The organism is Abiotrophia sp. HMSC24B09 (genome assembly GCF_001815865.1).
In the GTDB taxonomy this organism is placed as follows: Bacteria; Bacillota; Bacilli; order Lactobacillales; family Aerococcaceae; genus Abiotrophia.
On record NZ_KV822203.1, the window covers coordinates 84,522 to 108,503 of the forward strand.

Annotated in this window: 29 protein-coding genes and 1 pseudogene; 7 read left to right on the forward strand and 23 right to left on the reverse strand. The window is 49.0% G+C overall.

Going from position 1 to position 23,982, the window contains the following annotated elements:
• Positions 1–102: 102 nt before the first annotated feature.
• The 3 genes from HMPREF3093_RS05180 to HMPREF3093_RS05190 all read right to left on the reverse strand — a co-directional run bounded on the left by HMPREF3093_RS05180 (position 103) and on the right by HMPREF3093_RS05190 (position 2,947).
• On the reverse strand, positions 103–300 hold the full coding sequence (locus tag HMPREF3093_RS05180) for a hypothetical protein (protein WP_070755933.1): 198 nt from the start codon (positions 298–300) through the stop codon (positions 103–105).
• A 56-nt stretch (positions 301–356) separates the two neighbouring features.
• Entirely contained in the window at positions 357–1,313 is a 957-nt protein-coding gene (locus HMPREF3093_RS05185; RefSeq protein WP_070755935.1) for an alpha/beta fold hydrolase, read from the reverse strand.
• Positions 1,314–1,441: 128 nt separating this feature from the next.
• A complete protein-coding gene (locus tag HMPREF3093_RS05190; protein ID WP_070755936.1) occupies positions 1,442–2,947 on the reverse strand; it encodes a PTS transporter subunit EIIC in 1,506 nt (501 codons plus the stop codon).
• Positions 2,948–3,242: 295 nt separating this feature from the next.
• Here HMPREF3093_RS05190 and HMPREF3093_RS05195 point away from each other — a divergent pair, with 295 nt between their 5' ends.
• Positions 3,243–3,509: an AbrB/MazE/SpoVT family DNA-binding domain-containing protein gene (locus HMPREF3093_RS05195; protein ID WP_070755938.1), complete on the forward strand. Its 267-nt coding sequence runs from the start codon at positions 3,243–3,245 to the stop codon at positions 3,507–3,509.
• Entirely contained in the window at positions 3,503–3,841 is a 339-nt protein-coding gene (locus tag HMPREF3093_RS05200; RefSeq protein ID WP_070755939.1) for a type II toxin-antitoxin system PemK/MazF family toxin, read from the forward strand. Before HMPREF3093_RS05195 ends, HMPREF3093_RS05200 begins: the two co-directional genes overlap by 7 nt.
• Before the next feature lie 56 nt (positions 3,842–3,897).
• Here HMPREF3093_RS05200 and HMPREF3093_RS05205 read toward each other — a convergent pair whose 3' ends face one another.
• The 4 genes from HMPREF3093_RS05205 to HMPREF3093_RS05220 form a co-directional block, all read right to left on the reverse strand.
• On the reverse strand, positions 3,898–4,227 hold the full coding sequence (locus HMPREF3093_RS05205; protein ID WP_070755941.1) for a type II toxin-antitoxin system RelE/ParE family toxin: 330 nt from the start codon (positions 4,225–4,227) through the stop codon (positions 3,898–3,900).
• Positions 4,217–4,474 carry a type II toxin-antitoxin system Phd/YefM family antitoxin gene (locus HMPREF3093_RS05210; protein ID WP_070755943.1) on the reverse strand — a complete coding sequence of 86 codons (258 nt, stop codon included), beginning with the start codon at positions 4,472–4,474 and terminating at the stop codon, positions 4,217–4,219. Before HMPREF3093_RS05210 ends, HMPREF3093_RS05205 begins: the two co-directional genes overlap by 11 nt.
• 107 nt (positions 4,475–4,581) lie before the next feature.
• Complete coding sequence (locus tag HMPREF3093_RS05215; protein WP_257244535.1) at positions 4,582–5,037, reverse strand: GNAT family N-acetyltransferase; 456 nt, start codon at positions 5,035–5,037, stop codon at positions 4,582–4,584.
• Between the two features lie 21 nt (positions 5,038–5,058).
• On the reverse strand, positions 5,059–6,096 hold the full coding sequence (locus HMPREF3093_RS05220; protein ID WP_070755944.1) for a M42 family metallopeptidase: 1,038 nt from the start codon (positions 6,094–6,096) through the stop codon (positions 5,059–5,061).
• Positions 6,097–6,108: 12 nt separating this feature from the next.
• On the opposite strand from HMPREF3093_RS05220, the gene HMPREF3093_RS09995 reads away from it, so the two are divergent.
• Positions 6,109–6,540 carry a hypothetical protein gene (locus HMPREF3093_RS09995; protein WP_306806860.1) on the forward strand — a complete coding sequence of 144 codons (432 nt, stop codon included), beginning with the start codon at positions 6,109–6,111 and terminating at the stop codon, positions 6,538–6,540.
• A gap of 180 nt (positions 6,541–6,720) precedes the next feature.
• Here HMPREF3093_RS09995 and HMPREF3093_RS09800 read toward each other — a convergent pair whose 3' ends face one another.
• The gene (locus HMPREF3093_RS09800; protein WP_023391680.1) at positions 6,721–6,891 is read right to left on the reverse strand and encodes a hypothetical protein; all 171 of its coding nucleotides are present in this window, start codon (positions 6,889–6,891) and stop codon (positions 6,721–6,723) included.
• Between the two features lie 38 nt (positions 6,892–6,929).
• Here HMPREF3093_RS09800 and HMPREF3093_RS09805 point away from each other — a divergent pair, with 38 nt between their 5' ends.
• Complete coding sequence (locus HMPREF3093_RS09805; RefSeq protein ID WP_180363272.1) at positions 6,930–7,091, forward strand: hypothetical protein; 162 nt, start codon at positions 6,930–6,932, stop codon at positions 7,089–7,091.
• A 163-nt stretch (positions 7,092–7,254) separates the two neighbouring features.
• On the forward strand, positions 7,255–7,770 hold the full coding sequence (locus HMPREF3093_RS05225; RefSeq protein WP_070755945.1) for an HdeD family acid-resistance protein: 516 nt from the start codon (positions 7,255–7,257) through the stop codon (positions 7,768–7,770).
• Between the two features lie 309 nt (positions 7,771–8,079).
• On the opposite strand, the pseudogene HMPREF3093_RS09590 reads toward HMPREF3093_RS05225, so the two are convergent.
• Positions 8,080–8,278: pseudogene (locus HMPREF3093_RS09590) on the reverse strand (IS3 family transposase); the annotation flags it as partial.
• A gap of 1 nt (position 8,279) precedes the next feature.
• Here HMPREF3093_RS09590 and HMPREF3093_RS09810 point away from each other — a divergent pair.
• Complete coding sequence (locus tag HMPREF3093_RS09810; protein ID WP_180363273.1) at positions 8,280–8,441, forward strand: hypothetical protein; 162 nt, start codon at positions 8,280–8,282, stop codon at positions 8,439–8,441.
• Positions 8,442–8,883: 442 nt separating this feature from the next.
• Here the strand turns inward: HMPREF3093_RS09810 and HMPREF3093_RS05230 are convergent, their stop codons facing one another.
• The 14 genes from HMPREF3093_RS05230 to HMPREF3093_RS05290 form a co-directional block, all read right to left on the reverse strand.
• Positions 8,884–9,759: a hypothetical protein gene (locus tag HMPREF3093_RS05230; RefSeq protein WP_070755946.1), complete on the reverse strand. Its 876-nt coding sequence runs from the start codon at positions 9,757–9,759 to the stop codon at positions 8,884–8,886.
• A 21-nt stretch (positions 9,760–9,780) separates the two neighbouring features.
• Positions 9,781–10,656 (reverse strand): hypothetical protein, encoded by an 876-nt coding sequence (locus HMPREF3093_RS05235; RefSeq protein WP_070755947.1) that lies wholly within the window; start codon positions 10,654–10,656, stop codon positions 9,781–9,783.
• Between the two features lie 13 nt (positions 10,657–10,669).
• The gene (locus HMPREF3093_RS05240) at positions 10,670–11,050 is read right to left on the reverse strand and encodes a TIGR02328 family protein (RefSeq protein ID WP_070755949.1); all 381 of its coding nucleotides are present in this window, start codon (positions 11,048–11,050) and stop codon (positions 10,670–10,672) included.
• Positions 11,051–11,185: 135 nt separating this feature from the next.
• Positions 11,186–13,090: a heavy metal translocating P-type ATPase gene (locus HMPREF3093_RS05245; RefSeq protein ID WP_070755951.1), complete on the reverse strand. Its 1,905-nt coding sequence runs from the start codon at positions 13,088–13,090 to the stop codon at positions 11,186–11,188.
• A gap of 167 nt (positions 13,091–13,257) precedes the next feature.
• The gene (locus HMPREF3093_RS05250) at positions 13,258–13,686 is read right to left on the reverse strand and encodes a GNAT family N-acetyltransferase (protein ID WP_070755953.1); all 429 of its coding nucleotides are present in this window, start codon (positions 13,684–13,686) and stop codon (positions 13,258–13,260) included.
• Between the two features lie 14 nt (positions 13,687–13,700).
• A complete protein-coding gene (locus tag HMPREF3093_RS05255; protein WP_070755954.1) occupies positions 13,701–14,528 on the reverse strand; it encodes an exodeoxyribonuclease III in 828 nt (275 codons plus the stop codon).
• Between the two features lie 71 nt (positions 14,529–14,599).
• Positions 14,600–14,914, reverse strand: coding sequence for a DNA glycosylase AlkZ-like family protein (locus HMPREF3093_RS09595; protein WP_373880577.1), 315 nt, complete (start codon positions 14,912–14,914; stop codon positions 14,600–14,602).
• Positions 14,899–15,639, reverse strand: a complete 741-nt coding sequence (locus HMPREF3093_RS05260; protein WP_083316284.1) for a DNA glycosylase AlkZ-like family protein — start codon at positions 15,637–15,639, stop codon at positions 14,899–14,901. The genes HMPREF3093_RS09595 and HMPREF3093_RS05260 overlap by 16 nt, the downstream gene beginning before the upstream one ends.
• 360 nt (positions 15,640–15,999) lie before the next feature.
• On the reverse strand, positions 16,000–17,739 hold the full coding sequence (locus tag HMPREF3093_RS05265) for an ABC transporter ATP-binding protein (protein ID WP_070755956.1): 1,740 nt from the start codon (positions 17,737–17,739) through the stop codon (positions 16,000–16,002).
• The gene (locus HMPREF3093_RS05270; RefSeq protein ID WP_070755958.1) at positions 17,732–19,483 is read right to left on the reverse strand and encodes an ABC transporter ATP-binding protein; all 1,752 of its coding nucleotides are present in this window, start codon (positions 19,481–19,483) and stop codon (positions 17,732–17,734) included. The genes HMPREF3093_RS05265 and HMPREF3093_RS05270 overlap by 8 nt, the downstream gene beginning before the upstream one ends.
• A gap of 84 nt (positions 19,484–19,567) precedes the next feature.
• The gene (locus HMPREF3093_RS05275; RefSeq protein ID WP_070755960.1) at positions 19,568–20,719 is read right to left on the reverse strand and encodes an FtsX-like permease family protein; all 1,152 of its coding nucleotides are present in this window, start codon (positions 20,717–20,719) and stop codon (positions 19,568–19,570) included.
• A 2-nt stretch (positions 20,720–20,721) separates the two neighbouring features.
• Positions 20,722–21,402, reverse strand: coding sequence for an ABC transporter ATP-binding protein (locus HMPREF3093_RS05280; RefSeq protein ID WP_070755962.1), 681 nt, complete (start codon positions 21,400–21,402; stop codon positions 20,722–20,724).
• Positions 21,403–21,404: 2 nt separating this feature from the next.
• On the reverse strand, positions 21,405–21,977 hold the full coding sequence (locus HMPREF3093_RS05285; protein WP_070755964.1) for a TetR/AcrR family transcriptional regulator: 573 nt from the start codon (positions 21,975–21,977) through the stop codon (positions 21,405–21,407).
• Between the two features lie 131 nt (positions 21,978–22,108).
• Positions 22,109–22,600 carry a GNAT family N-acetyltransferase gene (locus tag HMPREF3093_RS05290; RefSeq protein ID WP_070755966.1) on the reverse strand — a complete coding sequence of 164 codons (492 nt, stop codon included), beginning with the start codon at positions 22,598–22,600 and terminating at the stop codon, positions 22,109–22,111.
• Between the two features lie 141 nt (positions 22,601–22,741).
• On the opposite strand from HMPREF3093_RS05290, the gene pepT reads away from it, so the two are divergent.
• The gene (pepT, locus tag HMPREF3093_RS05295) at positions 22,742–23,977 is read left to right on the forward strand and encodes a peptidase T (protein WP_070755968.1); all 1,236 of its coding nucleotides are present in this window, start codon (positions 22,742–22,744) and stop codon (positions 23,975–23,977) included.
• Positions 23,978–23,982: the final 5 nt, after the last annotated feature.

The following is a 23,982-nucleotide window of genomic DNA, read 5'->3' on the forward strand; positions in this document are numbered from 1 at the left end:
TTTTGCTTCCTTATTATAACAAATTCTCAAGCCGGCATAAAGAAAGACACCCGGGTGGGTGTCTTGGTCTTAAGTATACGTACAGCAAGGCTGAATAAAATTTTATTGGTCTAAGGCTTCTCTCAAGGATTGGATTGTGGAGTAGCTTGCTACCGATGGATCATGCGCAATGCGTCTGCTTTCGTCGATTGCTTGAGCAGTTAGCGACTTGTCTTGTCGGCTTAAATCCTGAGGCGCTTGCTGATTTAGCTGGTCTGAATGACTAAGTATATCTTTATGGTAGTAGTCTTTATTGCTCATGACAACCTCCTAATCAATAGAACCATGTTTTGAGACTTATAGAAGCTAGTGACAACTTAGTTGTTAGCCTTCAAAAATTCGCCTATCCCTGCTGCAATTTCTTCGGGCGCATAATCATGCACATAATGCCCCACATCCAAGCGTTTAATGGTCGCATTAGGCACTTGCCCAAAGCTATCTTGCGTCATTTGGTACCAAGCCTCACTAGAGAAGCTGGTCCCACTTGCATTAGACACATAGAGTAAAATAGGGACGCTTGGCAGTGGTTTGTCTAAAACTTGCTTAGCATTGCTTGCTGACATTTTAAGTTCATTGCCAATAGCAGTAGTCAAGGCCTGCTTATAAAAAAGTGCCTTGTAATTCGCTATTTCTGCTTGCGTCAGATGGCCTGATTCAAGGGCAGGAGCTGCCTTCTCTGCAGGATAAAGGAAACGACCATAGCCTAGTTCAAGTAAAATTTGCCCAATTTTGACTGCAAAAGTTGGAACCCTGACTTTGTCATAGCTCTGAGGCATAGCCATATCGAGGCCGATAATAGCCGAAACTTCTGCTGGATGCTCTTGGGCCCAGTAGAGAGCCTCCAAGCCAGCCATGGAATGAGCCACTAGAACATAAGGGCCTTGAATACCAGACGCTTCTAGTGCTTGACGTGTCTGTCTATTCACGGTCTCTAAATCTCTAGGACTCTCCCCATCATCACTAAAGCCATAACCGAGACGCTCGACTATGACAATGCGATAATCCGACGCTAATTGCGTCGTCAACGCCTTAAAGTCCAAAATAGGCGATGTTGTGCCCCCTCCAGCCAACAAAACTAGTGTCTTGCTACCTGAACCTGTCACAAAGACATTTAACTGCTTACCCTCAACCTCAACACGATTACCAATCGGCGATAAATCATTAGCTTCTCTGGATAAGGCAAGACGATGATTAAGATAGACACCTGAAGTAACTAATACTAAGGCTAAAACTAGGTAAACAAATAGTTTTCTTAGACCTTGCCAAAATCTCATCACTTAGCCTCCTCCACTTATGCTCACATGCTTACCCTACCACTTGAACAGGACTAGGTCAATAGATAAGAAGAATAAGATTAAGGCCAGCTACCTAAATAGCTGGCCTTACTAATTTGATAAATTCCCTAGTCATCCACACCCAGAATCTCGTTGATATTGTTCTTGTAGAGAATAGCCTTAGCCCCATAGACTGCTTGGATGCCGCCTTGGACTTCCAAGACATCGACGGCGCCGATGGCCTTGAGGGTTGGCTTGTCGACCTTGCCTGAATCTTTGACTGATACACGCAAGCGGGTGATGCAGGCGTCGACTTCTTCAATATTCTCAGGACCACCTAGGGCTTCAATGATTCTAACGGAGTCTTGCTTGAGGCTGTCCTTGGTGTCGACCACTGGCTTGGCATCCTCGTCCAAGTCCTCTTCCAGACGGCCTGGCGTTGGCACATTGAATTTGGTGATGAACCAGCGGAAGACCACATAGTAGAGGCCGGCCCAGATTAAGCCAAATGGAATTTGTAAGAGCCAGTTGGTCTTGTCATTCCCTTGCAGGATCCCGAAGAGGGAGAAGTCGATGACCCCACCAGAGAAGGTGTTCCCGATGGAAATGTTGAGGATGTCGGCGATGAAGAAGCTGACCCCATCTAGGAAGGAGTGAATCACATAGAGGAAAGGGCTCACGAAGAGGAACATGTACTCGATTGGTTCCGTAATCCCGGTGATGAAGCTGGTCAAGGCTACCCCGAAGAAGAGCCCTGCGTATTTCTTACGACGGTCTTTTGGCACCAAGTGGTACATAGCCAAGCAGGCAGCTGGCAAACCGAACATCATAGTTGAGAAACGCCCAGCGAAGAAGCGAGTTCCTTCGGTGAAGAGACCAGTGTGGTTTGGATCTGCCAATTGGGCGAAGAAGATTTTTTGTGCCCCGGCTACGGTTTGGCCCGCAACTTGAGCCACCCCACCCAATTCAGTGTACCAGAACATTGGGTAGATCATGTGGTGCAAGCCGACCGCCCCGCAGAGACGCATGAGGAAGCCGTAGAGGAAGGTCCCCAGCGGTCCTGCTTGGGAAATGTAATCCCCAGTTGATACTAGCCATTGTTGGAATGGAGGCCAGATTAGGAAGAAGACACCCCCTAAGAAGATTGAGGCAAAGGATGTCACGATAGGCACGAAGCGGGAGCCCCCGAAGAAGCCCAAGACCTGTGGCAGTTGAATATTATGATAGCGATTATGGAGCCAAACGGCACAGGCACCGACCGCAATGGCGCCAATCACCCCGGTGTCGATGGCAGAACCCTCCGCCATGTAGAGTTTGACTAAGGCACCGATGGTGGCTTTCATGACCAGGTAACCGGTCACCCCAGCTAGGGCTGCCGTCCCCTTGTCGCGCTTGGCAAGGCCGATACAGAGGCCCACACAGAGCAGGAGGGACAGGTTGGCGAAGACAATTTCGCCGGCCGAACTCATGACTTGGAAAATAGCTTGTAGGCTTGGATTATTCAATAGGGGATAGGTCGCCACCGTGGTCGGATTAGACAAGGCGCCCCCAATTCCCAGCAATAGCCCGGCTGCCGGCAGAATGGCGATCGGCAGCATAAAGGCTTTCCCGATTTTTTGTAACAACTTAAACATGGTACAAAGACCTCCTTTGATTGTTAGGTGCTTCAGAAGTCTCGCATCGGAATCCTCCTGACTCACTCCTTTGGTCCCTTCTTCCCAGGGACTCGCGGCCCTTCCTGGCCTGGCTACCTCCTTTCCTGGTCTGACATAATCTTGCATAAGTTGCGATGCGAATGCGCAGGGTTATCTGTAACCCTTTACAAATTAATTATAATCGGATTGTAAGGAAATTTCAACTTGGAGAGGAGACTTGACTGGTACTCTAGATAGGTATATACTTGGTATATACATTAAAAGAGGTGATCTTATGGAGTCACAAGCACAATACCGGACCACACTATCCCAATGGGGCAATTCTAAGGCCGTGCGCCTACCTGCTTCCATTCTCAAAAAGTTAAATCTATTGGACAATCAAACCCTTCTGATCTCTGTCGAGGATAACAGCATTCGCCTAAGTCCTGAGCACAAGCAAGCTTCCACCATCCATGAGTTGTTTGCTGAATGGGATCAAGACGGCCTTCGCGATGGCGAACTTGATTGGGGTCAGGCGAAAGGTCAGGAACTAGAATGGTAATCAGACAAGGCGATATTTTCTACGTTGACTTCAACCCCAGCAAGGGACACGAGCAGAATCATCGTCGCCCGGCTCTCGCTCTAAGCCATAGCCTCCTGACTAAGTTCAGTGGCTTGACCATCGTGGCCCCCATCACCACCACTAGTCGAAACTTTCCCACCTATCATGAGCTGACTAGCACCCGCACCATTCAGGGCAAGGTCATGCTGGACCAGACCATCGCCCTAGACTTGGCGGCACGAGGTGTTGCTAAGGTAGAGGAAAGACTATCCCAAGAAGAATTGAAGCTTATCTTGGATAAGTATAAGTTGTTGTTTGATATGGAGGATTAAGAATAAACAAAACGCCATGGCTCGGTATGATTACCTAGCCATGGCGTTTGCTTGGTTTAATGCGACTTAAGGTCCATAAACAAATGGGCTTGATCCTGAAGACCATGTCCTAGGCGGATAATCCGCAGCTTTTGTTCTTTGGGGTATGGCGCATAGTAGATAATATAGTGACCAATGATTTTCCGTCGAATGCCTACAGCTGGCAAATAGGGATTGCGCACCCGCTCCCCGCTTTCTGGGAAAACTAGCAAGTTTTTCAAACACTCATGGAGTGCGTCAAGAAACTTTTTGGCAGCTCGCTGATTCTTAAGTTCTTTGGTCAGATAGTCCAGAATCACTTCTAAATCTTCTTCTGCCTTCTGAGTGAACTCATAACTATAGGTCATAACGCTCCCTCATATCCGCGATAAGGGACTCACCGTCTCTTAGACGCTGCTCTCGAATATCTTCCAGCCCTTGAAATAGAAATTTTGCTTCTTCCATTTGGCGGAGGGTCTTCTCATAGTATTCAATGTCCATCACAACTAGTCGCCCGTAGCCATTCTTAGTGACGAAGACTGGGCCTTGTTCCTCTTGGCAATACGCTTCAACTGCCACTGTGTTTTTTAAATCGCGCATGGGAATAATTTTCATCAACGCCACCTCCTTTTGATGGCTATATTATACCATAAATTTAGACACATATATAGTCATTTATAGCAAAAGGCCCCCTTATCTGATCATAAGGGGGCCTGTTCTTATTATAATTGATAGACCATAATGTGTTCATTGATGTCTGGGTCAAAGCCAGTCTCTTCAAAGCCTAGACCTAGCAAAATCTTCTTCATGGGCTCGTTCCCATCAACATAGTCGGCCACTACCTTGGTCATCTGAGTTTGCTGTTTGGCCATTTCAACTACTGCTTCAATGGTTTGTCGGCCGTAGCCTCTGCCTTGGAAGGCTTGGTCAATTAGGAAGCGCCAAACAAAGACATGCTGCTCCTCTGGATCCAATTCATACATAATGAAGCCAACTAAATCCTCATCTGCATAAATGGCTTTGGGATAGGTAATGCCTTCTTCACGGTAAAACCAAGCATCTGCCAAGGATCGGACAACAGGAGACACAAATTTGGCTGCTTCTTGCGCAGGAGTAATCTTGAGATTTAAGACTTGGGAGTAGTTGTCGCTTGTTATCTCTCTAAAGTTAATGGTCACACTCGTCACTTCCCTGTCATCTTACTTGACTAAATCACTCAAGAGATAGGCATCCACCAAGCGCTCGGTCGCCTCCACAGAGTCCACATGGGTCCGCTCATAGGAATGGCTGGACTCGATGCCGGCACCGCAGAGGGCGTGCTTGACTTCGGCACCCGCTGACATAGCGGCCGAAGCGTCGGATCCATAGAATGGGTAGATGTCTAATTTGTAAGGAATGTCCTTGGCCTTAGCCAGCTCCACCAGGTGTTGGCGGAATTCATAGTGGTAGGGGCCGCTGGCATCCTTGACACAGATGGAGACGGTGTACTCGTCGGTCTGCTGGTCGTCACCCATGGCGCCCATGTCAACCGCCAGATACTCCACCGCTTTGTCCGACAGGCTAGAGTTAGCCCCGTGCCCTACTTCCTCGAAGACCGAGAAGGCAAATTGGGTCGTCACCGGCAGGGTGATGTCCTCTTCCTTATAACGGCGCAACAAGTTAAGCAGGATAGCGGCAGACACCTTGTCATCGAGGAAGCGAGACTTGATGAAGCCTGTGTCGGTGATGGTGGTTCGTGGGTTGAAGGAGACAAAGTCACCCACTTCAATACCTAGGGCGCGGGTTTCTTCCTCGTTGGTAACCTTGGCATCTAAGCGGACTTCCATGTTGTCTTGAGTCCGCTCAGCCGTCCCCGCATCACGGTAGACGTGGGTAGAAGTCTGGTGAATGAGAATTGTCCCAGATACAGTTTTGCCGGTGGCCGCCACATGGACGGTACAGTTCTCCCCTTCGATCATATTCCAAGGAAAGCCGCCCACCTTGTCCAGCTTGAGCCGGCCGTCGCCTTTGACCGCGCGCACCATGGCCCCCAAGGTGTCAACGTGAGCCGTCACGATGCGGTGGTGGTCATCGTCCTGGCCCGGCACCGTCACATGTACCAGTCCTTTGGAAGTGCGTACCGGTTGGTAGCCCATTTTTTCCAGAGTCGATACCAAATAGTCCTGAACGCCACTCGTGTAACCCGTTGGCGACGCGATAGCTAGAAGTTCTTGCAGATAACTTAAGGTTGGATTCATCCTAATGCCCCCTTGAAAATTGTTTACACCTTCATTATAACACAAGTTTGGATAGGCGCCCTATCTTTTTGCGTGACAAATGGGGCGGGTGCCCGCAGTCACGTCGTGTTGGAGCCCCAACACGACATCGCCCTCCTCCAATGCGACGTGGCTGCACCTTTTGGCTCCTTTTTCGCTCAAAAACCAAGTTCATCGCCTCCACCACGTCGCGTTGGAGCCCCAACACGACATGGCGCTCCTCCAACTGATGGACAGCACTTAGAAGATTTACTCTATCTAACACGGGGCAACCAACTATACACAGAAGATGGAGAAGAGTTGTATATTGATCCAACTTCTCAGAACAGAACATTTCATACCCAATATGAACCCGATTTTATTGTAGCAAGAGAAAAATCTCCACTAGAACTCTTGATTGAAAATAAGGAATTGTTTGATAAATAGAAAAAGCGAGGATAACCTCGCTTCAGATTGGAGTTAAAATCTTTAGAAGACACTTTTATAAGGACCTTGTCCTCACTCTGAAAGCCTTTATTTAAAGGCTTTTTTACTTTTCCAAAGTAAATTTGTTGCGAGTTTATCGCATTTTTAACGAATCCTTTCTGATAATACACTATCTTCGTATCATTTCATTTCTTGCTTAATTCTCATCAACTCTTCCTTTGCCTCTTCTAAATGCACACTCGTCAAGTACGGAATAGCAGCGTCGAGCTGTTCTTCTGAAAAATCCCACCATTTAAGTTTTTCCAAAAAAGCAATCGTCTCTTCGTCAAAGCGGTACTTGATAACACGCACTGGATTTCCGACTGCGATAGCATAAGGTGGAATATTTTTTGCAACAGCTGCTTTACTACCGATTCTTGCAAATCATGATGATGAAAGAGTATGGAACAGCTGATAGTCCCCAAAAAATTGCTTTTATGAACATCACTTTGGGAAGTGTCATTTTCGGCGTACTTGTCATCCTTGGTACCTATATGATTTCAAAAGCGTGAAAAGCAAAGCGAAATATATAAAGTGTGAAAAGGAGCGAAAACACCTTTTCTTTTTGCGATCCAGACTGAAACTTCCAAGTTGTCTATTTATTTTATTGACATTTTTTATAAAAAGAGGTACAATAACTTTAATATCAAACTATACTATATCGGAGGTATTGAAATGAAATTTTCTAATCGTTTACTGCTATTCCTTGCAGGAGTTGTTTTTGCCCTTTTAGGACTTTTCCTATTTACAAACCCAGTAGCTAATCTTGTTGCTTACAGCTGGTGGATTGCATTTGGTTTACTGGTTTCTTCTATAGCAGCTATTTTAGGCTATTTCTTTGAACCAAAAGAGCTTCGCTCACCTGTTTATCTTTTCCAAGGATTTGTTAGTCTTCTCTTAGCTCTTTACCTCGTTACTTATGGCTTTGTGACCCTGCCGGTCGTCATTCCGACCATTGTAGGAATTTGGTTAATTGTAGAAGCCATTATTGCTTTCTTTAAAGGCAATCGTCTAAGATTGATTTTCCCTATTATTGGTAGCAATATCACGTGGGTAGCCTTGCTTGAATTTTTACTAGGTCTAGTGATTCTGTTCAATCCAGTGGCTACAGGTGTCTTTGTCGTTTATGTCAATGCCTTTGCATTTTTAGTTACTGGCTTCACCTACATTATTGAGGCCTTTCGTAAATAGTCTAGTTGCTATTTCTATCGCATTCAAAAAAGCTGGGAAATCATATTCTCAGCTTTTTCGTCTCTTTAACTATCACTTTTTCGCATCCCATTCTGCGTAGAATTGCTCCAAGTATTCTTCCAAAAAGTGATGGCATAGCGCTCTGGCATTCGATAATCTGCAATAATAACCGGTCGAGAACGGGGCATCGACTCAATCATACCGAAAATAAAAGAGCGAATGTTATCTGCAAAAAGAAAGCTTGGATTTTTTGCGATTTCAACAAAAAAAGCACTGTTTGTACTGACCCCAAAAAGTTAGACAAATAATTTAAGTGAAGGATTTAGTTCTGTATTGCACAGGACTAAGCCCTTTTTAGTTTTACCTTAATTCGTTTGTTGTTGTAGTACTCATTGTAGTCAACAATAGCTTGTTCCAATTGGTTAAGTGATTTAAATGTTTTCTCATAACCATAAAACATCTCAGACTTAAGAATACCAAAGAAGGATTCCATCATACCGTTGTCTGGTATGATGATGAAAGAGTACGGAACAGCCGATAGTCCTCAAAAAATTGCTTTTATGAACATCACTTTGGGAAGTATCATTTTCGGCGTACTCGTCATTCTTGGCACCTATATGATTGCAAAAGAAAGAAAAGCAAAGCGAAATATAACGTGTGAAAAGGAGTGAAAACTCCTTTTCTTTTTGCGAACCAGACTGAAACTTCCAAATTGTCTATTTATTTTATTGACACTACGAGCAACAGCGTAATGCGTGACATGCTTCTTCTATATCAGAATTGGACTCTTTCAGGCTGCTGTTCTAGCAAATAATCCTCTTAGCCTTAATCATAGAAATTCATTTTTGTTCATTTTTACATGACCCAGACTAGAAAATATTCAACATCTGACTGGGATTTATTTTAATGGGTTTTAACCTTTCTTGGTTAGATAAAAAAGAAGAACCATACAGTATAGAATCTGTATGGTTCTTTGCCCTACTTTTGGCCCATTTTGAAATAATTATATTTAATAACGCTCCAAGCATCTTCTAGAAATCACTTATATTTCCACATTTTTGATTATTTTCAATATGAAAAATTCTTACAGATTCATGCAGGGGGCTAGATGGCTTAAGGTCTTGGACTTTGAACCGGTTCGTTGTATTGGTCAAAGGTGATTTTACCTTGAATACGGTAGGTGCCTGCTAAATAGTTCAAGTGACGCGTTTTGCCCTCTTCAACAGTAAAGACCATGTCCACTTCAAGGCTCTGAAGTCGGAAGTCCTTATCTACTTGGTAATTAAACTTAGGCTTGCTGGCAAAGAAAGCTTCGAAAGCATCCTCGTTAAAGATGTAGCGAATGAGTTCCGTGCTAATCTCTTTGGAGTCGGTTGGGTGGTCCGATTGATAAGCCCCATAAACCGCAGCTGCACTTAATAGATTCCACGCAGCTTCGTGGTCGCGGTAAACCTTCTTACCATCTACATCCTCTCTCAGACGCAACTCGTAGCCATTCTCTAGCTCCTTAACCTCGTAAATCTCTGAATATAAGGCGATTTCTTCAGGCGTATAGAATTGATCCAAGCTACGTAAATGCTTAAGCGAGTCTTGAAATTCTTGAACTTCAGTCTTGATATCTAGACTTCTGACCTCTTCTTCATGGTTCTCCTTGCCATGAAGCTGCCCGTCTTTGACAGAGGCAATTAAGTGGTAGTCGCCCAAGAAACTGCCCAAATCAAAGGAGCCGAATCCGGACGCTTGGTCCAAATCTACATTTGCTTCAAAATGGCCGCCTATGAGGATACCTTCCTCCTGGCTTGGGAGCGTATTGCTTATCTTCCACTCACCCTTAGTATGCACCGTCTGGGTGTTGACCATCTTCTTCATGGTCCCATTCAGTAATTGGTCCAGGGACGGAGCTTGCGCACTAACGCTTGCTGGCGCCACCCCACCAGCCAAAAGGCCACCGGCCATGGCTAGCAGGCTTAATTTTTTAAACCATTTCATCTACTTTCCTCCTCAAATGCCCTAAGGCTTTTCTACTGACACAGCTTGGTCATATTGGTCCAAGTCCGCTTCCAATTTGACATGGAAGATTCCTGTTAAGCCAGAGAATAGATCCATCCCCTGGTCAATACTAAACTGAAAATCAATCGTAACATGGGTTACACGGAAATCCTTGTCCGTCTGCACCAGAATCTTTGGCTTACGGGCCATGAAAGCACCAAAGGCCTCTTCATTTAAGACATAGTCAATAAAGCTCGCAAAATCGCCATAGATGGTAGGGTTACTAATCTCCAGCAGCAATTGGTGCAAGGCCTCTTGCTTGACCTGGTCCCATAACTCCTGATAGTCACGATAGAGCTGCTTACCATCAATGGTTTCTGATAATTGCAAGAGGTAACCCTGATCTTCTTGGACACTCTGGATATACTTAGCTAGCTCCCCGCTGTCTTGAGGCGACAGCCAAGTTTCCACCTGACGCATAGACTCCAAGTCTGACTTCCAACTTGGCACTTGAGACTTGAGGTCAATTGGATCCAACTCCTTACCGTCTGCCTTACCATATAAGTAGCCATCTAGTAAAGCTAACTTGACTTTGCTTGCCCCGGGAAACTTAGCCAAGCCAAACTCAGCCTTGCCCGCCATTTTATCTAAGTCAAGGCTAGCATCTAACTCGCCATCTAGCACGGTCTGTGTATTTTTCTCTTCAAGATCACTGTGAGTCATGGAAAATTTGACCTTAGTGTGGACGCTTTTGCTTTGGAGGCTAGTCTTAATGACCCGGTTTACCAGCTCATCAGTGGTCAGGTCTTGAGCCTGCACACTCGGTGCACCGACCCCCAATAACATAGTTGCAGTCAGGCTTAAAAGCCCTAGTTTCTTCCATTCTTTAATCATCATTTAAATCTCCCTTCTAGTTTTCCGGTTCTAATTCAATGCCCTTAGCTCGCAAATTAGCTAAGCACTCAGCCAGATAAGTCGCGTCATGCTCCACATAAATAGGAGAGCCTATTGGCTGAGCTTGGACTTGGCTAGCTTCATAGGCTGGCATAACTTTGCCACGATAGCTGGGCTCCCACCACTGGTCGTCCGGCCGATAGCCCCGGCGAACCATTTCCTCCATAATCAGGCGGTGGTAGGCATAGAGCTTGTAGGGCGAATGTTCAAAGACATAGTTAACCACACTGTGGGGCTTGCCCCAACCCTTGCCCCGCAAGGCCGCACACTCCCGATGCTGACCTAGCAGCTGTTGTCTTGGCAACTTATCAATCAAGGCTTGATGCCATAATCTCATGTGACGCCCTCCTTCTTGCTTTCCCTTACTATAGCATATTCTGAGCCTAAGGAAAAGCTTACAAAAAATGACTGGCCCCACACGCAGTGTGAGCCAGTCATCTGAAAAGCACCTCCAAGTGGCGCAGCCTCTTACCTATTGGGCTACTTGTGCCGCTTGGACTGACTTAAGGTCTGATGGGTTATGCCGAAAACCCAAGAGACGTAAGCCGTTGAGAATAACTAAAATCGTAGAACCTTCATGGCCTACCACGCCAAGCGGTAGACTGACCACTTGGAAGACATTGGCTGCAATCAGGCAGACAATGACGGCCAAGGCGAAGATAATATTTTGCATAATAATGGTCTTCATGCGACGAGAGAGCCGAATGGCCTGAGGCACCCGAGTCAAATCGTCCATAATGACGCAGTCCGCTGTTTCCATGGCAATGTCAGTCCCTGAGCCAATGGCAAAGCTGACATCAGCCTGAGCCAAGGCAGGCGCATCATTGATGCCGTCCCCCACCATGGCCACACAATAGCCTTGGGCCTTGTAGTCAGCCACCAAACGGGCCTTGTCATCCGGCAAGCAGTTGGCTTGCACTTGGTCAATACCTAAATCATTAGCAATGGTTTGGGCCGCTGCCTGGTGGTCCCCCGTCATCATGACCACTTGGACTCCTAATTCATGTAGCAATTCCACTGTGGCCTTACTCTCTGCCTTCACTCGGTCAAAGAGCGCATACCAAGCCACTAATGCTTGGTCACGAGACACCAAGACCAAGGTCTTGCCGGCTGCTTCTTGCTTGGCTAGGACTTGTTCTAAGTCAGCAGGTACTTGCCCCACTACTTCTAAGACGAAATCAGCCTTACCAATCCGCCAGTCATGCCCTTGATAGGCACAGGTAAAACCTCGGCCGGTCACGTCCTCAAGCTGACCCAAATTCACCGCTTGATAGTCGCCCACATAGTTCAAGATGGCTTGAGCCACAGGATGGGTAGAGGTCGCTTCAGCCGTTGCCACCAAGGCATTCAAGCCAGTCGCCTCTTCCGCAAACCAGGCTTCTTCCACCTGGGGTTGGCCCTGGGTCAAGGTTCCGGTCTTATCCATGACCACTAGGTTGATGTCACCTATTTGGTCCATAATTTGACCGCCTTTGACCATGACGCCCATACGAGCAGCTCGGCTAATAGCCGCTAAAACGGCTGGAGTGGAGCTAGCCACCAAGGCGCAAGGAGAAGCCACGGTCAAGAGAATCATGCCACGGTAGAAGCTATCCAACCAGGACCAGCCCAGCAAGAAGTGGACCGCCACGATAAAGGTCGGAACCAGGAAAAGGACCGCCTTAACATAAGTATCTTCTAAGTTTTCAATCAGGCTAGACACCCGGCTCTTTTGGCCTTGGGCTTGTTTGACCAGGGCTACGATTTTAGCGAAGAGGGTATCTTCTTGGGCTACGGTGACTACCATGTCCAATTCTGCGCCCACATTGAGGGTCCCGCCTAATACTAGGTCGCCCGCTGCCTTGTCCGCTGGGATTGGCTCCCCTGTCACCATGGCTTCATCTAAACTAGCCCAGTCGCTGATTAACTTACCATCGATTGGCACTGCCTGGCCTTTTTTGACCCGCAGACGGTCGCCAATCATGAGCTCGCCGGTTTCTACTTCTTCCAACTGACCGTCGGACAGAATGCGCCAAGCCTTGTCTGGCCGTAGGGCCATGAGGGCTGTAATGGCATCCTGGCTCTTCTTCATAGCTAATTCTTCCAAAGTCCCTGACAGGGCAAAGATAAAAATCAGCAAGGCCCCTTCCAGCCAGTAACCAATAATGCCCGCACCCAAGGCAGCCAAGACCATGAGGACATCGACATTAAGGTGACGTTCCTCCACTAACTCCTTCCAGCCTTCCAGGGCTGGCTCATAGCCTCCAATCAAGAAAGCTAGAATAAAACTTGCCTGTCCCCAGACAGGTTGACTTTCTAAAAAGACTAGTCCCAATAGGATAAAGCCCAGACAGAGCACGGTCTCAATAATTCGTTTATTGTATTTTAAGCATTTCATGATCTCACCTCTTATTTATAATCAATTTACTTTACATCCTTATTATAGCTTCTCTAATTTAGATTGTCAATAATATTTATCGTCAAGATTGTATTATTTAATGATATTAATTATAGATAGAGGTGATAGCAAAAAAGGCCGGGAATCCCTTCCCGACCTCAGCTTGCTTATTTAAGTCGATAAATCATATAGTAGACTCCGACCCCTGGCATTGGGACATCTTCCAAGAAGCCATAGACCTCAAAGCCGTGTTTGAGATAGAAGTCCTTGGCCTGATAGGTCCGCGTGGTTAAGAGAATGCTGGTCACCCCGACTTGACGGGCATAATCCTTGGCATAGTCTATAAACTGGCTGCCCAAACGCTGCCCCTGATAGTCCGGGTCGATAGCTAGGTTCTCGATTTCCATGGCCTGATAACGAAGCTTGCCATTCATAGCTGCCACCAAGCGCTCCCCGTCTTTCATCTGCCAGATGAAGGACTGGTCCAAGCCTTCAGGCTTAGGCTGATTGAAGTAGGTCTCATAGCCATGAGTGAAGACTCTCTCATAGAAATCTTCCGGCATGAGCTCTGTGCTTTCCACAGGATAGTGTGTCATCGAACTGCCTCCTCTTATAAATTAATTTCTAACAGTATCGGCGTATGGTCTTGGCGCGCCCCTGAATCCAACATCTCGGACTTGGTCACCTTGTCTGCAAGTCGATCAGATACCAACCAGTAGTCAATGCGCCAACCCGTATTGTTAATCTTGCTGGTCCGGCTGCGTTGGGCCCACCAAGTATATTGATGCGGCACGTCCCCATGTAGGTGGCGGAAACTATCGGTAAAGCCCCGGCTGAGCAAATGGGTAAAGCCAGCCCGTTCTTCATCAGTAAAGCCTGCAGATTGGCGGTTAGCTCCTGGGTTGGCTAGGTCGATTTCCTGATGGGCAACGTTGAAGTCCCCAGTCGCCAAGACTGGCTTCTTAGCATCCAGACTAACCAGGTAGTCGGCGTATTTAGCATCCCAGACCTGACGTTCAGCCAGACGTTTGAGGCCATCCCCCGCATTAGGCGTGTAAACCTGGGTCACATAGCAGTCGTCAAATTCTAGGGTAATAATCCGGCCTTCTAAGTCCATGGTCGACGGCGCCCCGATTTCAGGGAAGGTCACCTTAGGCTTCAAGCTATCCCGATAGAGGAAGAGAGTCCCAGCATATCCCTTGCGGGCTGGCTCCTGAGAGGACCGCCAAGTGTGGGCATAACCCGGGAAGTATTCGGCCAAGATTTCTTCATGCTTCTTGGTTGGACCTGTTGGCGATAATTTGGTTTCTTGAATAGCAATAATGTCTGCTCCTGCTTGTGCTAGCTGGTCTAGGACTGCCTTGGAGAGTTGGGCCCGGGCCGAGTCGCTAGTTAGGGCCGCATTGAGTGAATCGATGTTCCATGAGATCAGTTTCATTCTATCTTCCTTCGTTGTGTAAATTCTTTGTACTTCTATATTATAGCAGATTGGCTGGCAGAAAACAGGGGCTAGGATTCTACCACAAAGTCAATGGCCTTGATCTTCTTGCCCCACCAACGGGCAAAGGCCTTGAAGCGGGCGCGGATGGTGGCCTGGTGAGCCTTAGCCAAAGGCTGGGGACTGGTTACTTGGAAGCTGACTTGGTCGCCTTGCTGGCGCAAGTTCCACTCGCCCTTGACCTGGCCCCGAATCAGAATCAGGGCAGGAATCTGGCCGGCTTTGCGCCAAATGGTATGGTGGCGGTCCTTTTCGACTAGGATGTCCTTAGATTTGTAAGAAACCAAGAGGGCATCGAATTTGCCCAGGACTAAGACAGTCGGCAACTTGGCCGCATCCTGCCAGCTTTCATAATAAAAGGTCTGCTTGTCATAACGACAACTTGGCCAGTCAGACAGGTCCACCTGACTGAAGAAGGCCTGGGGCACCCGAAGAAATGGGCCGCATCCGCCAGAGTCGCCGGACCATAGAAAGAGAAATAAGACGCCAGCAGCTGATGCTTAAGGAGCTGCAAGTCCTGGCCTTCTGGCGCTGGCTGCCAATGAACTTGCCGGTCACCCTGACTCAGGGTCTGATAGAGCTGGCCCTGACGCGAAGCCGCCAAGAAGAGCCCACCCCAGCGGAAGAGTTGGCGCCACTCTTCCTGACCATAGCGTTCCTTGAGGGCCTCACGCGTCAGAGGACCGTCAGCCAGATAGCCCGCCAGGCGCTCTAATTGGGCCGCCACCTCCACCCCTTGTTCAGCCAAATGATGCCAGGGCCAGGAGACCGTCTCCGACAGAAGCAGTGACAAGGCTTCCCAAGTCGGCCGATCATAGAAGTGGTAGGTCCCCCGCTGGCCCCAAGCCAGAATACCTTGTTCTGTTAAGTCCTCATAACTATCCGCCTTGGGATCAGCCAGACGGTTGAAGTAATTATAGATGCCATGGGTCACATACTGAGACTGAATCCCCAGACTCTTGGCCAAGACCTCTGCCCCCGTCAACTTAGACTCAAGCAAAGCCTGATGATAGAGCCTTTGCGCCAAAATCTCCTGTGCTGTAATGGTCATACGGTCGCCCCCTTTCGCTTACTTTCTCATTATAACAAAGCCTGTCTTGGACTTCAAAAGGGCAGGCCCTATTCTATACTTTTGATAGGTACTTGTTTAAGCTCTCAAGCCCGTGACTAAGACGCGACACGGTCAAAATCAGGTCCGTGTGGTGCCAAAGGATGCCAAGCGCATGAGAAGCTCTGGGAGCGCCAGCGACCTAGAGATTCCATAGCTAGGCAAGGCGGAAGACTCCCGCAGGGAGGCTGCAGCCGGTCCCACCTCACGGACCTGACTTTTGACTAGCGTGTCGCGCCTTAGTCACGCCTTTGCCACAAAAATGAGGCTAGGACATCCGTCCCAGCCTCAAGCTTGTCTTATTTAGTTCATCATGCCCGCTTGGAGCTGATACATGCGGTAGTAGAGTCCACCTTGAGCCAGTAGCTCCTGGTGGTTGCCCGACTCGACAATCTGCCCTTGGTCCAGGACATAGATACAGTCCGCATCCTGAATGGTCGACAGACGATGGGCGATGGCCAAGGTCGTCCGCCCCTTTCGCATCTTGGCTAGCGAGGCTTGAATGACTTCCTCGGTCTCCGAATCAATATTGGCCGTGGCCTCATCCAGAATCAAAATCTTAGGCTGGGTGGCCATGGTCCGGGCAAAGGCCAGCAACTGGCGTTGGCCACTTGAGAAAGTAGCCCCCCGCTCCGTCACCGGACTGTCGTAGTCCGCTGGTAGACTCTCAATAAAGTCAGCCGCATCGACAAAGCGCGCTGCCTCGCGCATGGCTTCATCCGTCAAGCCCTCTTGATACATGCGAATATTGGAGGCAATGGTCCCGTGGAAGAGGAAAGGATCCTGCAGAACCAAGCCCACCGCCGACCGCAAGGCATCAGCCGAATAAGACTTAATATCCTGACCATCAATCAGAATCTGGCCGCGATCAAATTCATAGAAGCGCAAGAAGAGGTTCATAATAGAAGACTTACCAGACCCGGTCGCACCTACAAAGGCCACCGTCTGGCCGGCTTCCACCTTAAAACTAATATGCTTGAGGACATCCCGCTTACCATCATAGGAGAAGCTGACATCTTTGAACTCGATACTGCCCGCCCCGATTTCTGTGACTTGACCGCTTTGGGCTGGTTCATAGTCCTCCTGGTCAATCAAGGCAAAGACCCGGTCGGCCGCAATCATGGAAGTTTGCAGAATGGAAAAGTTCTGGGTGACTTCAATCAGCGGGTTGAAGAGCTGGTTGGAGTATTGAATGAAGGCATACATAAGCCCCGCGGTCACACCAGCCACCTGCCAGGTGACCCCGAAATAGGCTAGGATAACGGCATAGGCCAAGAGCTTAAGTAAGGACATGGCCGGCCGTAGGAAGAGGCTGTTGACATTGAGGGATTTATTGGAATAGGCCACATGGTCTGCATTAATGGCCTCAAACTCCGCCAAGAGACGGCCTTCCTGGCCAAAGGCTTGGACAATCCGCATGCCCTCAATGCTTTCCGACAGCTTAACGTTCAAGTCGCTGAGCTTAGCCCGGGTCATGGCAATCAAATCGCGCGACTTACTGTTGTAGAGGGCAATAGAGCCAAACATAATGGGAATAAAGACCAGCATGAGCAGGGTCAGGGGCACATTGAGACTAAGCATGGTCCCAATAGTGACGGCCACAATGACCAAGGAGCTGAGGAAGCTGGAGAAGATGGCGCTAAACATATCGGCCACTGCCTGAGTATCATTGGTCAGGCGGGACACGATGGCCCCGGCTGGCGTCTGGTCGAAGTAACGCATGGACAGGCTTTGCAGCTTGTCGAAGGACTCTTGGCGCAAGTCGCGGACCACGCTTTGGGCCACGCGGGCGAAGGTGTAGTTACCTAAGAAGGTAAAGGCCACTCGCACCAGGAAGAGGCTGTAGTAGGCCAGGAGGATTAAGCCTCCTTGGGCCACCAAGCCACCCCCAATAAAGTGGTCGATATAATACCGGGCCAGGAGTGGAATGGCAGTCGTCACGGCCGATGTCAGGAAGATGAAGACCAGGGCCATCAGGGCAGTCCCCTTGTAACGCCACATATAGGCCATGAGGCGGCCAAAAGTTTTAGCACGATTAGGCATCTAAGTCCCCTCCTTCCAAACTATGAGCCAGTTGCTGACTACGGTAGGTGGTCGCATACCAGCCATTTTGCGCCAGCAATTCTTGGTGATTACCCCGCTCCTTAATGCGGCCCTCTTCCATAACCAGAATCAGGTCGGCATGGACGACGGCTGACAGACGGTGGGCCGTAATAATGGTGGTCTTGCCTTGACGTTCCGACTTAAGATTTTCCAAAATCAAATGCTCAGTCTTGGCATCCACGGCTGATAGCGAATCGTCCAGAATCAGAATGTCTGGATCCAAAATCAGGGCCCGGCTCATGGCCAAACGTTGCTTCTGACCACCGGACAGGGAGACGCCCCGTTCCCCAATCAGGGTATCTAACCCTTCAGGCATGGCCTGAATATCCTGGTAGACACCACAGAGTTGGGTGGCTCTGACAACGGCCGCATCATCCAGGTCAGTCTGACCGAAGCGGACATTGTCCCGAATACTCATGGCGAAGAGCAGCTGGTCTTGAGGTACATAGCCCATCAAGCTCCGCAAGTCGCTGAGGCGGTAGTCGCGGATGTCGTGGCCATCTAACTGAATGCTGCCCACATTGACATCCTGCTCCCGCAAGAGTAGGCGCAAGAGACTGGTCTTACCAGACCCCGTGGTCCCGACAATGCCCAGGGTTTGACCGGCCTCCAAGCTAAAGTGGACATCCTCTAAGGTGGTCAAATCTTGATAGGCGAAGGATTCAATATCATAGTCCAAGCGGCCATTTTGAATGCTAGGCAGAGGATGTTCCGTCTCACGGACTGGGCTTTCCTCATGCAGCAGTTTATCAATCCGATCTAGGGAGACCGAGCCCCTTTGCATAATGTTGAAGAGCCAACCGATGGCTTGCAGGGGCCAGACCAGCATATCCAGATAGGTCATGAAGGTAACCATTTCCCCGACGGTGAACTGGCCCTGACTAATCAAATAGCCCCCGTAGAGCAGGCTAATCAGATAGGACGCCCCCACGAAAATCAAGACCATGGGTTGGAAGAGCTCATTGTACTTGGCAGCTCGCAGGTTCTTAGCCCAGACCATCTGGTTGGTGGCCTGAAACTTAGCTGTTTCCTGGGCCCCATAACCAAAGGACTTGGTCACCTTAATACCGGAGACCGATTCCTGAACCGAGTTGTTAAGCTCAGAGAAGGCCTCCTGGGCCTGTTTAAAACCTTCATGGTTGATGCGTCCCAGGCGACTAGTCCCCCAGGCCAGAACTGGCAGAGGCAAAATAGCCACCAGGGTCAGGCGCCAATCCAGAATCCAGAACATGGTAGCCAGGGTAACTAGGGCGGTAATCGAGGCATCCACGGCCGACATGACCCCGCCCCCTGCCGTCATGACCAAGGTTTGGACATCGTTGGTTGCATGGGCCATCAGGTCCCCGGTCCGATAACGAGTATAGAAGGACGGCGCCATGCGGGTAAAGTGTTTAAACAAGCGAGTCCGTAGAATCCGGCCCAGGCTATTGGCTGTCCCTAAAATAAAGAGCCGCCAGACATAGCGGAGGGCATACATTATGAGGGCGGCTCCCACTAGCCAGCTTAGATTGATGGCCAGATCGCTAGGGGTCAGATTGCCACCAGCAATGGCATCAATAACCTGCCCGATAATGCGTGGCGGAATGAGGTTGAAGACGCTGACCAAGGATAAGGCCAGAATCCCAATCATATAGCGGCGGGCTTCCAACTTGAAGAACCAGCCTAATTTGCGAATGAGTGACATGTCACATTCTCCTTTCGTAACCTTGCTATTATACAACAAAAAAGAAGCTGGGACCAAATCCCTGCTTCTTGGATGTGGGGTTGCTTATTCAGACAGCAAAATAGCCTTAATAGGCACTTGAGCTAGACGCCGGCTGAAGTAGACATTGAAGCCGGTGTATACAATGACTAGCAAGAATCCTGCCAGGACAAAGTTTACCCAGTTGAAGCCACTATCGACCATTTGACTACCTTGACCGACGACAAGCCAAAGAATCAGGCGCATAATGCCAAACTGATAGGCTGAACCCAGCAGAAAGCCTAACATGACCACGCCATAATATGGACGCAAAGTAACAGACAGACAATCCCTTTGGCTATAGCCCATGGCCTTCAAAATCGCCACGCTATCCTTATGACGGCTGAGTAAGGTCAGGAGCGCGAGGTAGAAGATAGACAGGGACAAGATGAGGCCAATACCGATCATCATCACTTGTAGGGCAACATCCATCATATCTTGTAAGCTTAGCGCGAGTTGTAACATAGCAGCGAAACAAAAGGCTGCAAAACCAACCAGGAAAATTAAGAATCTGTGGCGCCAGAAAAGACTGGCTCTCAAGTCACTGAGGAAGTTCTCCCGCCCTTCTTGTGGCCCTTTCTTCCTAGGAGGCCGCAAGGTCTGACTGCCTTTTAAGAGCACTAGACTTGGTCGCGCTAGTACATGATAGGCATAGCCCACCGCCATAGCTGTCAAGAGCAAGCTAGTAAGCAAGACCATGGTCAGGATCAAGCCCCAGTGCAAGTGCAGGCTGAGCCCTGTCAAAAGCCCCGCAGAGTTGCGTGTTGTGTAGAAATGAGGCAGAAAAGTATATGCTGCCAGACCACCAAGAAGCGTTCCAAGCAAGCCATAGAGCCCAAAAATCCAGAACTGGCGCGCCAATTGTCCCCGCGCATAGCCCATGGCTTTGAGAATCCCTAGGTCTGTCTGATGGTCTTCAATAAATTGATGTATGTAAAAAAGTACCATAGCCAGGGCAGTTGCGACCAAGACTAGCCCCGATACGCCTGCTACCACTTGGGAAATCTTCTCTTGGACTCGGTAGTAGGCCTGGCCCAAGAGCGAAAGCTGATCGAAGTCTAGCAGGCGTAAGTCTAACCAAAAATTCAAGAAAAGCGTGGCAACAAAGCTAGCGCAAGCACAAATGACCGCCACCACACTGAGTTGCTTAAGCTGTTTAAGTTGGATAATCTGAACCATGCCTACCACCCAATCTCATCAGCGGACAAGCGCGTCTCGTTATAAGTGATGGATTGAATCTGACCACTGTTCATGCGAACCACTCTATTGGCCATCTGCGCGATATGCTCATTATGGGTCACCATGACCAAAGTCACGCCTGTCTGGCTTTGGAGCTGGCTAATATAGCCTAAGATCTGGCGACCAGTCGTCTCATCCAAAGCTCCTGTTGGTTCATCTAGAAAGAGCACACGAGGTTTCTTAGCCAAGGCACGGGCAATCGCAACGCGCTGTTGCTGACCACCAGACAGGCTCGCAGGGTAATGATAGCGAATTTCCTCCAGACCTAGGGCCTGAATCAAGTCCTCAAAGTCTTGATTGCCAGCTAAATAGGCCCCCACCTTGATATTTTGTTCCACTGTTAGTTGTGGCAAAAGATAGTATTGTTGGAAAATAAATCCTACCTGGTCTTTGCGGAAGGCAGTACGCTCAGCTTCTGATAGGTCAGCTAAGTTGATTTGGTCGTAGTAGACAGCCCCTGAATCTGGGGTTTCTAAACCCGACATAATGTTTAGTAGAGTCGATTTACCAGAGCCCGAAGCTCCTAATAAGACTAGAAAATCACCCTCTTCTAGGTTCAGAGAGAGGCCCTTTAAGACGGGATTGGGACCATAAGATTTAGAAATATCCGTCACTTGTATCATGGCTAGGCTCCTTTTTTTATCGTCATAATAAGACTTGTAAATAGTTGAATCATCCGCTCCTCAATCTCTTGCGGACTGAAGCGGTAAATACCGGTCGCTATCATGCTGGCAATACCGTGACTATAGATGAAGAGATGCTGATAAATGGTGGCTGCTTGAGCCGGCTCCAAGTCGTACTCTCTTTCAATAGCAGCCAACATCCCCTCATAAGAATAGTCTTTGAGCGGTAGAAATTGACTGAAATGCGTCACTGGCTCCCTTTCATCTAGGAAGAGGATTTGAAATAGTTTAGGCTCTTGAGCCGCGAAACGAATATACTCCAGCCCCACATTACGAAAGGCATACGGCCCCTGTAAAGCGACCGTCACGCGGTCAACAAAGACTTGCTTACCAGCTTCAATGACCTGCTGACTAAAGTCCTCCATATTATTAAAATGACCAAAAATCACTTTAGGACTAGCTTCAAGAGCCTGAGCTAGCGAACGAGCTGTCAAGGCAGCCAATCCTTGCTCTCGAACAATCTTCAGTCCAGCTTCAATCATTTCCTGGCGGGTAAATTTATAGCTAGGCGGCATTTGTCTTCCCTCCTTATTAGGAAACACCTGTTTCTTATCCTTATCTTATCAAAGTCCACATCAAGATTCAAGCTCAAAAATAGCCCTAGACAAAAATAAGGACCGGAAAGTCCTTTCCAGTCCTCACTTACTTATTGGCTTAGATAGTCATAGGCCTGCCGGGGCGAGCCGTCTTGGAGATAGATGGTGCCTCGCTCCTGGAAGCCGTAGGCCAGGATGGCCTGCTGCATAGGCAGGTTTTGGGCGTGGGTGTCAATCCGGATGTGGGGGCAGACGGACTTAGCGAAGTCGAAAGCTGCCCGCGCCACGCCCCGGGCCTTGCCATTGGCTGCCAGGCGGTGAATGGTCACATAAGAACTAGTACTGCGCCAACCTAGGCCGTCAATCTGGCCATAGGTCGGGTCCTCTCCACCTATCAAGGCGAAGGTGCCCACTAGCTGGCCGTCCTCGTCCTCTAGGACATAGGAATGGCCTTGCGCTATATCGGCTTCTAGGAGACTTAGGGGCGGATAGCCGTCTGGCCACTGATTGGGATTGCCCTGGGCCCGCATAAAGGCCCGGGCTTGTTCGTATAAAGTCATCAAAGCAGGCAAATCCTGATTCTCTGTCTGTCTAATCCGCATATGGCTTCCTCCTCTGCTCTATGCCTTACTGTGCCCCCAGTCTATCACAAATCCCCGTCCTTGCCAACAAGGTCTAACTTGGGTCTGGCTCGTCATAGTGCTATACTAGACCTAGACAATTAAGAGAAAGAAGGCTCCGCCATGGAATCCATGCTCCAACGCTTTATCCGCTATGCTAAAATCAACACCCGGTCCGACTTGCACTCGGATGCCGTGCCGACCACACCCGGCCAACTGGACTTCCTCCGCATGTTGGAGAGCGAACTCAGAGACCTCGGCCTCAGTCAAGTCCGCTTCAATCCAGTAGACGCCTTTGTCACCGCCCTCTTGCCAAGCAACCTGCCGGCCCATCAAAAGGCACCATCTATTGGCTTTATCGCCCATGTGGATACGGCCGACTTCAATGCTGAAAATATCCAGCCCCAGGTCCATGCAGACTATGACGGCCAGGATATTGTCTTGAATCCTGACTTGGGCATTGTCATGCGGGTGTCTGAATTTCCTAACTTGAAGCACTATGTGGGCCAGACCCTGATTACTACGGATGGCACCACCCTGCTGGGGGCCGACGACAAGGCAGGTCTGGTCAGCATCCTAGAGGCGGTCATCCACCTCCTAGCCCATCCTGACCTACCTCATGGCGATATTTGGCTAGCCTTCGGACCCGACGAAGAAATCGGCAAAGGCGCCCACCGCTTCCAAGCCCAAGACTTCCCGGCAGACTTTGCCTATACGCTGGATAGCGGCCAAGTGGGCAAGTTGGAATACGAGACTTTCAATGCCGCCCGGGTCATGTTGACCATCGACGGGACTAGTGTCCATCCCGGGACCGCCAAGGGCCTCATGGTCAATGCCCTGGCTGAAGCTGCCAAACTCTTCGCTCGCCTGCCTCAAGACCAGGTGCCCGAACTGACCGAGGGACACGAGGGCTATTATATGCTGTCCAGCCAAAGTGGCGACATTGGCCAAGCTCAGGCTACCTACATTATTCGCGACCATGACAAGGAAAGTTTCCAGGCTCGCAAGGACTTCTTCCGTCAGATTGTGGCCCAACAGAATGCAGGCTACGACCGGCCCCGTATCCAATGCCAAATTTACGACGAGTACTACAATATGTACGATATCCTCAAGCAAGACATGACGCCGGTTGAGGTAGCCATTGCCGCCTACAAGGCCTGCGGCATTGAACCTCTTATCAAGCCTTTCCGGGGCGGGACAGACGGCTGCATCATCACCTATAAGGGCATCCCGACGCCTAACCTCTTCACGGGCGCCGAGAACCTTCATGGCCAGTATGAATTTGTCAGCTTAGAAAGCATGGAAAAGGCCAGCCAAGTGGTCCTTACCATCATCCAATCAGTGGTCAGCCCAGACTAAAATAA

Bases quoted from the DNA above. Each gene is read 5' to 3' on its own strand.
- HMPREF3093_RS05290 (WP_070755966.1), bottom strand. From the start codon at position 22,600: ATGCGGATTAGACAGACAGAGAATCAGGATTTGCCTGCTTTGATGACT.
- HMPREF3093_RS05285 (WP_070755964.1), bottom strand. From the start codon at position 21,977: ATGCCGCCTAGCTATAAATTTACCCGCCAGGAAATGATTGAAGCTGGA.
- HMPREF3093_RS05240 (WP_070755949.1), bottom strand. From the start codon at position 11,050: ATGAGATTATGGCATCAAGCCTTGATTGATAAGTTGCCAAGACAACAG.
- HMPREF3093_RS05230 (WP_070755946.1), bottom strand. From the start codon at position 9,759: ATGAAATGGTTTAAAAAATTAAGCCTGCTAGCCATGGCCGGTGGCCTT.
- HMPREF3093_RS05185 (WP_070755935.1), bottom strand. From the start codon at position 1,313: ATGAGATTTTGGCAAGGTCTAAGAAAACTATTTGTTTACCTAGTTTTA.
- HMPREF3093_RS05180 (WP_070755933.1), bottom strand. From the start codon at position 300: ATGAGCAATAAAGACTACTACCATAAAGATATACTTAGTCATTCAGAC.
- HMPREF3093_RS05190 (WP_070755936.1), bottom strand. From the start codon at position 2,947: ATGTTTAAGTTGTTACAAAAAATCGGGAAAGCCTTTATGCTGCCGATC.
- HMPREF3093_RS05280 (WP_070755962.1), bottom strand. From the start codon at position 21,402: ATGATACAAGTGACGGATATTTCTAAATCTTATGGTCCCAATCCCGTC.
- HMPREF3093_RS05210 (WP_070755943.1), bottom strand. From the start codon at position 4,474: ATGAAAATTATTCCCATGCGCGATTTAAAAAACACAGTGGCAGTTGAA.
- HMPREF3093_RS05245 (WP_070755951.1), bottom strand. From the start codon at position 13,090: ATGAAATGCTTAAAATACAATAAACGAATTATTGAGACCGTGCTCTGT.
- HMPREF3093_RS05195 (WP_070755938.1), top strand. From the start codon at position 3,243: ATGGAGTCACAAGCACAATACCGGACCACACTATCCCAATGGGGCAAT.
- HMPREF3093_RS05220 (WP_070755944.1), bottom strand. From the start codon at position 6,096: ATGAATCCAACCTTAAGTTATCTGCAAGAACTTCTAGCTATCGCGTCG.
- HMPREF3093_RS05270 (WP_070755958.1), bottom strand. From the start codon at position 19,483: ATGTCACTCATTCGCAAATTAGGCTGGTTCTTCAAGTTGGAAGCCCGC.
- HMPREF3093_RS05225 (WP_070755945.1), top strand. From the start codon at position 7,255: ATGAAATTTTCTAATCGTTTACTGCTATTCCTTGCAGGAGTTGTTTTT.
- HMPREF3093_RS05265 (WP_070755956.1), bottom strand. From the start codon at position 17,739: ATGCCTAATCGTGCTAAAACTTTTGGCCGCCTCATGGCCTATATGTGG.
- HMPREF3093_RS05255 (WP_070755954.1), bottom strand. From the start codon at position 14,528: ATGAAACTGATCTCATGGAACATCGATTCACTCAATGCGGCCCTAACT.
- HMPREF3093_RS05250 (WP_070755953.1), bottom strand. From the start codon at position 13,686: ATGACACACTATCCTGTGGAAAGCACAGAGCTCATGCCGGAAGATTTC.
- HMPREF3093_RS05260 (WP_083316284.1), bottom strand. From the start codon at position 15,639: ATGACCATTACAGCACAGGAGATTTTGGCGCAAAGGCTCTATCATCAG.
- HMPREF3093_RS09810 (WP_180363273.1), top strand. From the start codon at position 8,280: ATGATGATGAAAGAGTACGGAACAGCCGATAGTCCTCAAAAAATTGCT.
- HMPREF3093_RS05235 (WP_070755947.1), bottom strand. From the start codon at position 10,656: ATGATGATTAAAGAATGGAAGAAACTAGGGCTTTTAAGCCTGACTGCA.
- HMPREF3093_RS05200 (WP_070755939.1), top strand. From the start codon at position 3,503: ATGGTAATCAGACAAGGCGATATTTTCTACGTTGACTTCAACCCCAGC.
- HMPREF3093_RS05205 (WP_070755941.1), bottom strand. From the start codon at position 4,227: ATGACCTATAGTTATGAGTTCACTCAGAAGGCAGAAGAAGATTTAGAA.
- HMPREF3093_RS05275 (WP_070755960.1), bottom strand. From the start codon at position 20,719: ATGGTTCAGATTATCCAACTTAAACAGCTTAAGCAACTCAGTGTGGTG.
- pepT (WP_070755968.1), top strand. From the start codon at position 22,742: ATGGAATCCATGCTCCAACGCTTTATCCGCTATGCTAAAATCAACACC.